This window comes from Avibacterium sp. 20-129, from assembly GCF_026226845.1.
Lineage (GTDB): Bacteria > Pseudomonadota > Gammaproteobacteria > Enterobacterales > Pasteurellaceae > Avibacterium.
In genome coordinates this window covers 633,613-647,009 of sequence record NZ_JAKKOE010000001.1, presented here as the reverse complement: position 1 = coordinate 647,009, position 13,397 = coordinate 633,613, and the positions used below count along the sequence as shown (strand labels likewise).

Genomic DNA, 13,397 nt, shown 5'->3' with positions numbered 1-13,397 from the left:
AGTGCAAGGGGCTTTATTACAAAAATTTTGTAAAAAAACACCGCACTTTATTTTATGACAGTTATCTGAATGCCCAAGATTCATCGGTCAGCAATTGTCCAAAATGGCTTTCTACAAGGCGTTTGGTAATCTCATTTTGTGGGGCGGTGAAGACATCGTGAGTGGTGCCATATTCAATCATTTTGCCTTCATCCATCACCAATACATCATCAGAAATATGTTTAATAATTCCTAAGTGTTGTCCCACGTAAATATAAGCAATACCGAGTTTTTCTTGGATTTCAAGCATTAAATTCATCAGTTGTGTTTTTACGGTGGCGTCAAGTGAGCCAAGGGCATCATCGGTGATGATGATTTCAGGTTCAAGGATCAAGGCACGGGCAAGAGCGACACGCTGTTTCTGGCTCATTGACATTGTGTTGATTTTAATGTTGGCGTGATCAGGGTAAAGCCCTACCAGTTTGAGCGTCGAAAAGATTTTTTCATCACGTTCGGTTTCACTTAAATGTGTAGCAAGACGCAGTGGGGTATCTAAAATCTGCCCAACGTTGAGTTTGGGGTTGAAGGCGCTATTGGGATCTTGGAAAACCATTCGAATATGTTGCGAACGAGAGTGATAATCGCCAAATTGAAGTGGCGTATTATTAAATAAAATTTCCCCCGAACTTGGCGCGAGAATTCCTACGATCATTTTTACCAAGGTTGATTTGCCTGAGCCATTTTTACCAATAATCGCTAAGGTTTTTTTGCGTTCTAATTGGAAACTGACATTTTCCACAGCAACGAATTGGCTAGATGAGAAAATACCGACATTATCATCAAAGGATTTGGATAAATGTTCAATTTTTAATAAGGCACTCATTCGATTTTCCTATTCTGTGTTATTTTCATCCGTATTAATGATAAGTGGGGTTGCCATTTCTTCTTTTTCTTTTCGCTGATTTTCGCGTAAATTAAGTGGAAAATGGCAAGCAAATTCGTGATGTTTAATTCGTCTTGTCGGTGGCTTATTGATACATTTCTTTTGGGCAAACGGGCAACGTGGTCCCAGACGACAGCCAATAGGCAGTTGATCCAACAGTGGAACGGTACCACGCAATGTGCCTAGACGGCTTTTGAATGGCAAAGGCTGTTTAAAATCAGGAATGGAATGCAGTAAGGCATTGGTGTAAGGGTGATGTGGCGTGTTCAGCACGCTTTCTTTTGGCCCTGATTCTGCATTTTGTCCGCAATAAAGTACGCTGAAACTATCACACCATTCACTGATGCTATTTATATCATTGCTTGCCAGTAAGATAGAGGTACCTTGGTTTTGGTTCATACTCAATAACAGGCGGAAAATTTGCACCTTAGTGATAGATTCCAAGGAATTCGTCGGTTCATCGGCAATTAATAAGCGGGGTTGATTGGCAACCGCGGCAGCAATCATCACTTTTTGTCCTTCCCCTTCGGTGATTTCGTCGGGATAGCTGTTCATTATATCTTTATGATCTTTAATGCCTACACGGTGTAATAGTTCAATGGCACGGCGTTTTTTCCAGCCAAACCATTGCCACCAGCGTCCTTTGAATGTCCACGAAGGGATATTTTGAATAAGCTGTTTGCCAATTTTGGTGCTAGGATCTAAATTTGTAAGCGGTTCTTGGAAGATCATTGAGATTTCTTTGCCGACTAATTTCCGTCTTTTATGTGGGCTAAGTTTAAGTAACTCTACCTCATTAAAACGAAAGCGGTCAGCGCTAACAATCCACGAATCTTTAATGGTGTTACAAATGACTTTTGCAATGAGGCTTTTGCCTGAACCCGATTCCCCGACTAAACCGCAAATTTCCCCTTCATTTAAGGTGAGATTGACGTTATCGACAATTTTTACTCGACCATTTGGCGTTTTTATTTCTATGCAAAGATTACGAATATCAAGTAGTGCCATTGGAATCCTTATTCATAATATTTTTCAATCGCTTTGTTAATGCCATTGCCGAGTAATAAGGCAACGAGAATGACCGCCATAATTGCAAGTCCCGGTAAGATGACAGTCCAAGGCGCGAGATAAATTAGCTCTAGAGAATCTTTAATCATTACACCCCACTCAGGCATTGGGCTTTGCGCCCCAAGGGAAATAAAACTTAATGCACTAATATCCAAAATTGCGATGGTAAACGCGCGAGTAATTTCTTGGATATATTTCACCGAAATATTAGGGAAAATGGCTTCTTTGAGTAAAAGCCAATTTGATGCGCCTTCAAGACGAAGCATTAAAATGTATTCCTTTTTCAGTTCTTTTTGAATAGCTTGGTAAATTTCGTGAATAAAGTGTGGTAATAATGCCAATGTAATGGCAAGCATTGCGTTAATCAGGCTAGGCTGCATTAAGGTCGCTATAATAATGGCAATCAGCAAAATTGGGGTGGAAAGGAAGGCATCCAGAAAATGCCCGAGTACACGAGATTTGATCCCTTGCGACATTCCCGCCCAAACGCCGAGAATTCCACCTAATATTGCGGTAAAAACCACCACAATTAAGGCTGAACCTAGGGTGTAAGTTGTTCCTGTGATTAAGCGACTTAGAACATCGCGCCCAATATCATCTGTACCAAAAAAATAGGCAATTTTTCCGCCATTTACCCAAGAGGGGGGCATTAGTTCAAAACCGATAAACTGCGTTTCAGCGGGATAAGGGGCAATGAACGTGCTAAAAAGTGCGGTCAAAATAAACAGCAAAAACAGATAAAAACTGGCAAGTGCCACTTTATCTTGGCGGAATAATTTCCAAATGGTGGTTAATGTTTCTGTATGGCGAAATTCCGCCAGATCTTTATCTTGCATACCAACCTTTCTTATTTAACGGATCTAACACGAAGGTGAGTGTTTCTACCAATAAATTTACTACGATAATGCATAACCCAATCACGATAATGCCTGCGGAAATACTGTTGTAATCTTGTTGGGCAACGGCATTAATCAACCAACGCCCAATGCCAGACCAACCAAATGTGCCTTCAACTAACATACATTGTGCGATAACGAGCGTGAATAAGCGTGTCATTTGTGGCACAAGAAGAGGCAAGGTGTTGCGTAAAATATGGGTATATAAAATTTTGTACATAGACCAGCCTCTTGTCATTGAAATTTTGATATAAGGTTGTTCAAACAAATAGGCTGCTCGTTCTTGCACGATGCGGATAATCTCCATTGTAGGCCAAATCATTAGCACCAATGTAGGCAAAATCAGGTGTTGTAGCACATTTTGGATCACCTTAATGCGATAAGGGGCGTCAATAAACCATACATCAATAATAGGAAAGCCCGTGATTGGCTGAATTTCATAGAGTAAATTATATTGCCCAATTGCCGCAATTTCCCAACCATAAATGGCGGCGGCATAAAGCAATAGGGGCGCAAGCCAAAATACGGGTAAAGAAAGTCCTATCACAGATAAAGTGCGGATGATTTTTCCTAATAATTTTTTACGGTAAACCGCTCCGATAAGTCCTAAAGGAATACCAAAGAGCAACGCCAGTAAAATGGCGGTAAAGCAAAGTTCAAGGGTTGGGGGGAGTACCGTGAGAACTAAATCACTTAAGGAATCACCGCCATTGTAGCTAATCCCCAAATCCCCATTGAGCAAATTTTGCACATAGAAAAAATAGCCTGAATAAAAATGTGGTGTTGCCAAGACTTCATTTAGGGGATCACGCATTAACACGGCATAGCTAATTATAGACAGAATGACTAAGGTGATCACCAATAGGATCAGATGCCGAAAAAAAGATAGGATCATTTTCCTTCTCCTTGCTGATAGGATAGCGTTGTGAAGTTAATGCTACCAAAGGGGGCTAACTCCAAGCCTTTCACGCGGGAATTTGCAATTAACATTCGTTTGACATTAGCCACAGGAATAATGGGTAACTCGGATAAAATAATTTCTTGCGCGATATTATAATAATTAGCACGTGAACGTAACTGCGTGGTGTTTAAAGCACGGTTCATCGCATCTTCAAAAGGGGCATAGCACCAGTTGGATAAATTGGTAATGTCATTGACTGTACCACAACTTAAAATAGGGCGCATAAAGCTATCAGGATCTAAATTTCCCGCGAGCCAGCCAGTGAGAATTAAATCATAATCTTCTGAGCCATTTCGGAGCTGCTCAATTAAATAAGTTCGCGTAACAGGGCGAATCACTAATTCCACCCCTACCTGTGCTAAATCCCATTTTATTAATTCAGCCATTTTGATTGGTGAAGGGTTATAAACTTGTTCTTCATTTAGCACCCACATTGTTAATTTGAGCTGCTTATCTTGTAAAAAGGCTTTCGCCGCGTTGGGGTTGTAATCATAGGCAAAGTCAGGGGTATTTACCGTTGCTGCCCAAGAAATATTTGGAATAATATTATTCGCGACACTTGCTGTATTATGATATATACGATGAATAATACGTTCTCGATCAATGCCTTGCGAGATTGCACGGCGTAGATCTAAATCTTTCATTGCCGGTTTAAGAAAATTAAATGCCAAATACGACAAATTCATTCCTTCGGTGGATTTTAAATAATATCGCTCATTAAATTGTTTCAAAATTCCCAGTTGGCTCACGTCAGGGCTAGAGGTAATCTGACATTCGCCATTTAAGAATTTAATCAAACGCCCCGTTTTGTCTGTTGAAAGGTCGATAATAATATGTTCAATTTCCCCTTTTTTACGCCAATAATCTTCATTTCTCACTAAACGAACATATTGATTACGCACGAAATTTTGCACTTTATAAGGGCCAGTTCCGACAGGCAAGGTGTCTAGCTGAGAAAGGTTATCGTCAGCGTTGAGTTGTAAGGCGTATTCTTGCGAGAAAATAATGGCATATTGACTGGCAAGATGGGAAAGAATCGACGCATCAGGCTGAAAGAGTTGGATTTGCACTTGATAAGGCGAGGTGGCGACCACAGACTCAATTTTTTCGCGTAATTTAATGCTTTCAAAATAGGGAAAACGTACTTTGCGTGCTTGTTCGTGAAAAATTCGATATTGCGGATTTTTGTAATCCACTAAGATTTCTAAGGTAGGTAAATCCGTATTATGCCCTAGCACACGATTAAGTGAAAACACCACATCTTCTGCATTGAAATTGCGTGTTGGAGTAAACCAATCCGTTTGATGAAATTTAATCCCTTTGCGTAAATTAATGGTAATGGTTTTGCCGTCAGCAGACAGGCTATAACTTTGTGCCAGTACTGGTTCAACCGTGGCACTGTTATTTTTGATTTCAAATAATTTATTATAAATTTGCTCGGTAACCACGTTCATACTGGTTCCCGCATCACTGGTTTGCGGATTAAAGGATAAACCGTTTGCTTGGGTGCAATAAATAAGTCCATTTTGCGTAAGGCTTTTTGGCACTTTAGGCGCTGCGTAACTCGGCAAGCTGATTAGGCTGGCACTCAGCAAAATAGCAGAAACAACGATTTTTCTTATAAACATAACAGGCATATTTGTGATAAATTATGGCGAAATTTTAAAGTATATTAGCGAAATTTAGAAATAAAATGTTTGATTATATTCAAAAAGAGCTGGATAACCTCATTGACCGTGGATTTGACCGCACTTTGCGTTTAGCCGTAACTGGACTAAGCCGTAGCGGAAAAACGGCATTTATTACCAGTCTTGTGAACCAACTTTTACATATTAATACGCTGGATAACCCCCATTTATCCTTATTTTATGCGGCGCGAGAGAAACGGATTTTAGCGGTAAAACCCATTGAACAACGCACGATGCACATTCCTCGTTTTGAATATGAAAAGAACTTGGAATGTTTGACAGACACCCCCGCACGCTGGCCTGATTCTACCCGCGGAGTGAGCGAAACACGCTTGGCAATTCGTTATCAACAGCGTGGCTTGTGGCGTCATTTAAAAGAAACCGGCACACTTTATCTTGATATTTTTGATTATCCGGGGGAATGGCTATTAGATTTGCCGTTGCTTGAATTAGATTTCCAACAATGGAGCGAGCAACAGCGCGAACTTATGCAAGGGAAACGCCTTGAATTAGCGCAAAAATGGCAAGAAAACGTAGCGAAAATCGATTTATTCGCCAAAGCCGATGCCGCTGTTTTGGTGCAACTGGCAAAGGATTACACAGAATACTTATTAGCTTGTAAAGCACAGGGCTTGCATTTTATTCAGCCGGGGCGTTTTGTCTTAGCGGGGGAATTGGAAGGTGCGCCTGCGATGCAATTTTTCCCTTTGGTTCATATTAATAAGGCGCAATGGCAAGCCCTAAAAAAAGCGGATAACGACAGCTATTTTGCTGTTTTGACAGATCGTTACGATTATTATTGCCAACATATCGTCAAAGGTTTTTATCGTGATTATTTTTCTACCTTTGATCGTCAAGTGATCTTGGCGGATTGCCTTACCCCCCTTAATCATAGCCAACGCGCTTTTTTAGATATGCAAGAAGGTTTACAAGCCCTGTTTAAAAGTTTTCATTATGGCAAACGCACCTTTCTCAACCGCTTGTTTTCACCAAAAATTGACAAATTGATGTTTCTTGCGACCAAAGCGGATCACATCACCAGAGAGCAACACCATAATTTAATTAGCTTACTACGCCAGTTAGTACAAGAAGGGGGGCGTTATGTGGCGTATGAAGGCATTAAAACCACATACGATGCGATTGCTGCGATTCGTGCGACACAACAAGTTAAGGTGAATCAAAATGGAAAATTTTACGCCGCGATACAAGGCATTCGGCAAAAAGATCAGCAAAAAATCACCCTTTATCCCGGGGATGTGCCAAGCCGTTTGCCAAACGCACAATTTTGGCAAACACAAGGATTTGAATTTGATCAATTTGAACCGCAGCCCCTTGAACCGGGCAGTGCAATTCCTCATTTAAGAATGGACGCTGTATTGCAATTTTTGTTAGCGGATAAACTGGATTGATCGCAAGAGAGAAAGATAACAATGGAAAAACAAATTTTTCACACCGCACTTGAAGATCGAGAACAACAAGCTTTTGCACCGAAACAAACCTTTTCACAAGAGAATTTAATCATAGAAACGGATGTAGAAGATGAATCGGGCGATCTCGCACCACAATTTGAGCAAGCACTCCAACCTAAACCCCGTTGGTGGAAAAAATGGCTGGCAAGTTCAGCGATCTTTTTTACTGGCGCGCTGATTGCACAGTCGATACAGTGGTTGATTGATACGTGGCAACATCACCAATGGATTTATTTTTCTTTTGCGCTGGCAAGTTGCTTTTTTGTGGTGTTGGGAATTGGTGCAATGGTGAACGAATGGCGTAAGCTCGTACACTTAAAAAAACGAATGGCATTGCAAGAGAAAAGCCAATTTTTATTAAACAAAAGTGCGGGGGATTTTCAGCAAGATTTTTCTGTACAAGAAAGCGAAAAAGTGCAGCAGCTCTGTCAAGACATTATCAAAGCGATGGATATTTCACCGCAATCACCAGAAGTTATCCAATGGCAAAAGCAATCTAATGAAGGACATTCTGCTAGCGAACGTGCCGATCTGTTCAGTCAAACCGTATTAAAACCGATTGATAAACAAGCACAAAAACTGATTAGTAAAAATGCCATTGAAGCGGCGGTAGTTGTTGCAGTGAGTCCTTTAGCGGTGGTGGATATGTTTTTTGTTGCGTGGCGAAATATTCGTTTAATCAACCAATTAGCTAAACTTTATCATATTGAACTGGGGTATTTTAGCCGTTTGCGTTTATTGCGAATGGTCTTGTTGAATATGGCTTTTGCGGGGGCAACGGAAGTGGTCAAAGAAATTGGAATGGACTGGCTTTCGCAAGATGTGACGGCAAAATTTTCCGCCCGTATCGCACAAGGTGTTGGGGTTGGGCTGCTTACCGCAAGGCTTGGTATTAAAGCGATGGAATTTTGTCGCCCGCTTGCTTTTAAACAGGAGGAACGTCCACGTTTAAAACATATTCAAAAAGACGTATTAGCGCATTTAAAAGCGCTACTCTTGCCAAGTAAAAAAGCTTAATCATTGATAAAAACATTGCCCTAAGCATTAATGTGCGAGGGCAATGTTGATTATTGCCAATGGCTTAATGGTCTGAAAATCCCAAAATCTAGCAAAACTCAGTGAAATGGCTTGAAAAAATTCTCTCCATTCTCCCACAATTTGCCTTATTTTGTGGACAAGGTGGTCTAGTTTTAACCACATTATCCCAATAGCGATCCGCTAATAGAATCGCTGCTTAGCCATTTTCTTTTGAATTTTTATCTTGTGGTAGCACCAAGTTTAAAATCAAAGCTAATAATGATCCCACGGTAATGCCAGAGCCAAGGACTTCTTTAAAAAAGTGTGGGAGTTTTTCGAGCAATTCTGGACGAGTAGTAACGGCTAAGCCGCAACCAATGGAAATCGCGATGATTAATCCGTTGCGTTTGCTGCGTTCAATGCGATCTAACATTTGAATTCCCGCTGCAATAATCATTGCAAACATCATCAAACCCGCGCCACCAAGCACTGGAAGTGGAATGGAAACAATTAATGCACCGAATACAGGGAATAATCCTGCTAGCACTAATAATGCTCCTGTTATGGCGACCACATAACGGCTCGCTACGCCCGTGAGAGAAATCACCCCAATATTTTGTGAGAAAGAGGAAAACGGCGTGGTGGACATTATCGCAGCAAGGGCTGAACCTAAGCCATCACATAACACGCCACCGCGTAAATGTTTACCCGTGATTTCCGTTTTAGTGGCGTTACCTAAAGCTAAGAAGTTACCACTTGATTCCACAATGGTTACCAAATAGGCGATAGACATCCCAATAATGCCGGAGAGTGGGAAGGCTAAACCAAAATGTAACGGTTGCGGTACGGCAAAAATTTGTGCGTGTTTAACCCCATCAAAATTCACCCAACCTAGAGCAAGCGCCACTATATAGCCTGTCATCATTCCAATAACAATGGCGGCAGCGGAAAAAATGCCTTTGCCCCATTGAACTAAAATGACCACAATGACCAACACAAAGCTCGCCATCAGCAGATTTTCTGGTGTGGCATAGTTGGGATCAGTGCGTTGTCCACCGGCAAACCAATCTACGGCAACAGGAATCAGGCTAAGACCAATCATCATCACTACCGTTCCGGTTACCACTGGTGGAAATAATTTACGGATATAGGGCATAAAGAAACTGCCGATGATCATCACCAGCGATCCCACGAGGGAAGCGCCTAAAATCCCTGCAACGCCATCTTCACTAAAGCCAATGGCAAGTGCGGCAGCAACAAAGGTGAAACTTGTTCCCATTACGCTTGGTAAACGAATGCCAATTGGGCCTAAGCCACGGCATTGGATAATGGTAACCACACCGGAGATAAGTAAAGCGGCATTGACTAAGGTGATGGTATCCGCGGTAGGTAGCTTGAGTACATTACCAATCACCAATGGCACAGCGATAATACCACCTAATGCGGCAAGTAAATGTTGAGCGGCTAATAATAGACTTAACCCAAAAGGTGGTTTGTCTTCAACGGAATAGAGTAGATTGTTGTTCATAAGGCTTTCCTAGTCGATAAAAAATAGGGCGAATTATACTGTATATTTTATTTTAAGCAATCGTTTGCTTTTTGGCGGTGAAAACATTGTAAAATGACACCGCAACTTTATTTTGTCCTATTTTTTATTGTGATGAAAAAAAGCAGATCGATATGATCTGCTTTTTAGATAACTTAGAATTCAAAATTTATCAGTACGTTAATTGCCCAAATAAAGAGTAATGCAAAAAGGACAATCAGGGCTTTTTCAGCGTGGTTTAAATTGAATTTGCCTTGCGATTGGTGGCGAGAATATAGGAATAGCGCAATACCGGGTACATATAACGCCACAGAAATCAGCAGATAATCAAGTCCTGCGGCATATAAAATCCATAGCCCATAAAGTGTGGCAATAAATCCCGTGAGTTTAATATACCAAGCACAATGTTGCTGAAAGGCTAATTTTAGCAAGTAAGCGCCAATCAGTAAGTAAGGCACTAAGATCATTGAAGTTGAAATCAGTAGTAATGCTTCATAGGTCTTGCCTGTGAGTAAAACCAAAATAAGGCATAGCTGTACCACAAAGCCGGTAAACCATAAGGAGTTAATCGGCACATCATTGTCATTGAGTTTATTCAGAATTTGTGGAAATGCCCCATTTTTAGCACCTCGATAAGGGACTTCTGCCGAATACATCGTCCAGCTAATGTAAGAAGCGAGTACAGAAATAATTAAGCAGACGGTAATGAGAACTTTGCCACTTTTGCCGATCATTAATTCTAATAGTCCAGCCATAGAAGGATTTGCCATTTGGGCAATAGTTTCTCTTGGTAAAAGACCTAAAGAAAGCACCGTAATTGCAATATAGAGTAATAACGCAATAATGATGCCTAATACGGTTGCAATGCCCACATCGCTGCGTTTTTTGGAATGAGCGGAGAGTACGGCTGCCCCTTCAACCCCAGTAAAAACCCACAAAGTGATGAGCATTGTATTTTTCACCTGATCACTCACTGTATTATTTAATGCGATTCCTTTTATATCGCTATTAAAGGTTTCTGGAGAGAAAAAGCAAAAGGCGAGCGCAATAAATAAAATAAGCGGAAAGACTTTAACGAGGGTGGCGATTAAATTAACAGAAGCGGCTTCTTTGACCCCTCTTGCAATCAAAAGATGAACAAGCCACACCACCAGTGAAGAACCGATAAAAGAGGCGAGGGTATTGCCTTGCCCAAAAATAACGACATTTTCGCTATCTGTAAAGGTACCAATACCTTCAAAAGCGACAACTAAGTAGCCCACAATCCCGATGGTTGCACAGAGCCAGTAACCCCAAGCGGATAAAAATCCCATTAATTCACCAAAACCTTCGCGTGCGTAAGTATAAATCCCACCGTCTAATTCAGGTTTAAGGCGTGAAATAAAAAAGAAAGATAATCCAAGAAAAATAATCCCAATGCCAGTAATCAGCCAGCCAATCAGTAGGGCTTCTGATCCCGCAACAGCAGCCATATTTTGCGGTAAGCTGAAAATTCCTGAGCCAATCATCGAACTCAGCACGAGGGCGGTAAGAGAAATTAAACCAATTTTTTTATTTGACATCCTGTATTTCCCTATTTTTTGAAATAATCTGAAAGTGCTTGAATATGCTCTAAGCCAATACCACAGCAACCGCCAATAATGCTTGCGCCAGCACGTTGCCATTTTTTCGCCCAAACTAAATAGGCTTGGGGATCAAGATCTTTACGTACTTCGTCTAATCCTTCATTGGCGGTGGCTTCTTTGGTTTGTGGTGCAAAGGCGTTGGCATAAGCCCCTGTGGCAATGTGTTCAGCCTGATGTTTTTGTAGTACCTGTTGGGTTACTTGTAAGGCTTGTTCAATCACTTCTGGCTGACAGCAGTTAAATAAAATGGCACTCACGCCTAATTCAATCATTTTTTCTACCGCACTTTGTACTGATTCCCCTGAACGTAGGCTCGCTGGAAGATGCGGGTTTTCATCTTGCAAGGTAAAGGAAACCCACAGAGGACGATCATCGGGTAATAAAGGTTTGATTGAGACAGGCTCAATAATGGCGCTTTGGGTTTCGCATAACCAAAGATCAACGTAAGGGGCAAGCCCATTGATGAGTGGCAGAGCAATCTCTTTAACACGCTCAGCTTGAAATAAATCAGGTCGATAAGAGCCAAATAAGGGAGGCAGAGAACCCGCAATTTTAATGGCTTTTCCGCTATTTTTCACCGCATTTTTAGCCAGACGACCAGCGAGATCGGCAAGCATTTTGCCATCAGCAACAAAACGTTGTTCACCAATGTGAAAAGGCACAACCGCATAACTATTCGTGGTAATCACTTCTGCACCATGGGTAATAAAGTTCTGATGAACCTGTTCAATAGCTTGCGGTTTTTCATAAAGTGAAAGTGCCGACCATTCTGGTTGGCGAAATGGTGCGTTTAAACGCATTAATTCACGGCTCATTCCACCGTCAAGAATTGTGATTGTCATTTTTGCTTCCTATAAAGTAAAAAATAAGATGATATTAATCTGTCATTTGATGAGGGTATTTTAATCTACACTCATTTAATGAAAAGAACACGTCCGTTTACATTAAAAATAAAACAGTGAACTGACCTTTCTATCATAAAGAGGTAGTAACGCTGTATTATTTTAAGCTGGAACAACAGTAATTAAAAAAATACCGCACTTTTTCTAAAGTGCGGTAATATTTTTATCTATTTTTTAGATCAAAATAGCATAAGCTAGAATGAATTAGACATTAAAACGGAAATGCATTACATCGCCATCTTGAACAATATAATCTTTCCCTTCTAAACGCCATTTTCCTGCTTCTTTTGCTCCGTTTTCGCCTTTGTACTGAATGAAATCAGTATAAGAAATGACTTCGGCGCGAATAAAACCTTTTTCAAAATCAGTGTGGATGACCGCAGCGGCTTTTGGTGCTGTGGCGCCGACGGAAACTGTCCACGCACGAACTTCTTTAACGCCAGCAGTGAAATAAGTTTGTAAATTTAATAGGGCATAACCTGCACGAATAACACGGTTTAAACCCGGTTCATCAATGCCTAGATCTTGCAGAAATTCCACTTTTTCTTCATCATCCAGTTCCGCAATTTCAGATTCAATTGCCGCACAAACAGGCACAACCACCGCCCCTTCTTTTTCCGCAATTTCACGTACACGATCTAAATAAGGATTATTTTCAAAGCCATCTTCATTCACATTGGCAATATACATTGTTGGTTTTAATGTAAGGAAGTTATAGCTCTTAATGGCGTGTAATTCGTCTTTATCTAATCCGACAGAACGAATCATTCCGGCATTTTCTAACACAGGGAGGATTTTTTCCATAATGGATAATTCAAATTTTGCCTCTTTATCGCCACCTTTGGCACGTTTAGTTAAACGTTGAATGGCGCGCTCACAACTGTCTAAATCAGCGAGGGCAAGTTCTGTGTTAATGGTGTCGATGTCTTCAGCGGGATCAATTTTTCCGGCAACGTGAACAATGTCATCATTTTCAAAACAACGTACAACGTGGCCAATCGCATCGGTTTCACGAATATTAGCAAGGAATTTGTTACCTAATCCTTCCCCTTTGCTTGCGCCAGCAACAAGACCGGCGATATCCACAAATTCCATTGTAGTTGGTAAGACGCGTTCAGGTTTAACGATTTCCGCTAACGCGTCTAGACGTGGATCTGGCATTGGCACAACGCCAGTGTTTGGTTCAATGGTACAGAACGGGTAATTTGCCGCTTCAATACCTGCTTTTGTTAATGCGTTAAAAAGGGTGGATTTGCCCACGTTTGGTAAACCTACAATACCACATTTAAATCCCATAATATTT

Annotated in this window: 11 protein-coding genes; 2 read left to right on the top strand and 9 right to left on the bottom strand. The window is 41.0% G+C overall.

Features of this window, described 5'->3' with window-relative positions:
• Positions 1-61: 61 nt before the first annotated feature.
• From L5B90_RS02980 to L5B90_RS02960, 5 genes are read right to left on the bottom strand one after another with little or no spacing between them, the layout of a single operon-like run.
• Complete coding sequence (locus tag L5B90_RS02980; protein WP_265762102.1) at positions 62-862, bottom strand: peptide ABC transporter ATP-binding protein; 801 nt, start codon at positions 860-862, stop codon at positions 62-64.
• A 9-nt stretch (positions 863-871) separates the two neighbouring features.
• The gene (locus L5B90_RS02975; protein ID WP_250350561.1) at positions 872-1,930 is read right to left on the bottom strand and encodes a peptide ABC transporter ATP-binding protein; all 1,059 of its coding nucleotides are present in this window, start codon (positions 1,928-1,930) and stop codon (positions 872-874) included.
• 8 nt (positions 1,931-1,938) lie between these two features.
• Complete coding sequence (locus L5B90_RS02970) at positions 1,939-2,826, bottom strand: ABC transporter permease subunit (protein WP_250350560.1); 888 nt, start codon at positions 2,824-2,826, stop codon at positions 1,939-1,941.
• Positions 2,816-3,781 (bottom strand): ABC transporter permease, encoded by a 966-nt coding sequence (locus L5B90_RS02965; protein WP_250364359.1) that lies wholly within the window; start codon positions 3,779-3,781, stop codon positions 2,816-2,818. The genes L5B90_RS02970 and L5B90_RS02965 overlap by 11 nt, the downstream gene beginning before the upstream one ends.
• Positions 3,778-5,475, bottom strand: a complete 1,698-nt coding sequence (locus L5B90_RS02960) for an ABC transporter substrate-binding protein (protein ID WP_250364360.1) — start codon at positions 5,473-5,475, stop codon at positions 3,778-3,780. Before L5B90_RS02960 ends, L5B90_RS02965 begins: the two co-directional genes overlap by 4 nt.
• A 65-nt stretch (positions 5,476-5,540) precedes the next feature.
• Between L5B90_RS02960 and L5B90_RS02955 the strand changes: the two genes are divergently transcribed.
• Both L5B90_RS02955 and L5B90_RS02950 read left to right on the top strand, forming a co-directional pair.
• Complete coding sequence (locus L5B90_RS02955) at positions 5,541-6,944, top strand: YcjX family protein (RefSeq protein WP_250364361.1); 1,404 nt, start codon at positions 5,541-5,543, stop codon at positions 6,942-6,944.
• A 21-nt stretch (positions 6,945-6,965) separates the two neighbouring features.
• On the top strand, positions 6,966-8,021 hold the full coding sequence (locus tag L5B90_RS02950; RefSeq protein WP_250350556.1) for a TIGR01620 family protein: 1,056 nt from the start codon (positions 6,966-6,968) through the stop codon (positions 8,019-8,021).
• 217 nt (positions 8,022-8,238) lie between these two features.
• On the opposite strand, the gene L5B90_RS02945 is transcribed toward L5B90_RS02950, so the two are convergent.
• The 4 genes from L5B90_RS02945 to ychF all read right to left on the bottom strand — a co-directional run bounded on the left by L5B90_RS02945 (position 8,239) and on the right by ychF (position 13,390).
• Positions 8,239-9,549, bottom strand: a complete 1,311-nt coding sequence (locus tag L5B90_RS02945) for a nucleobase:cation symporter-2 family protein (protein WP_250350555.1) — start codon at positions 9,547-9,549, stop codon at positions 8,239-8,241.
• 173 nt (positions 9,550-9,722) lie between these two features.
• On the bottom strand, positions 9,723-11,129 hold the full coding sequence (locus L5B90_RS02940; protein ID WP_265762101.1) for a basic amino acid/polyamine antiporter: 1,407 nt from the start codon (positions 11,127-11,129) through the stop codon (positions 9,723-9,725).
• Positions 11,130-11,140: 11 nt separating this feature from the next.
• Entirely contained in the window at positions 11,141-12,034 is an 894-nt protein-coding gene (locus tag L5B90_RS02935) for a homocysteine S-methyltransferase family protein (protein ID WP_265762100.1), read from the bottom strand.
• 264 nt (positions 12,035-12,298) lie between these two features.
• Positions 12,299-13,390 carry a redox-regulated ATPase YchF gene (gene ychF / locus L5B90_RS02930; RefSeq protein WP_265762099.1) on the bottom strand — a complete coding sequence of 364 codons (1,092 nt, stop codon included), beginning with the start codon at positions 13,388-13,390 and terminating at the stop codon, positions 12,299-12,301.
• Positions 13,391-13,397 lie beyond the last annotated feature (7 nt).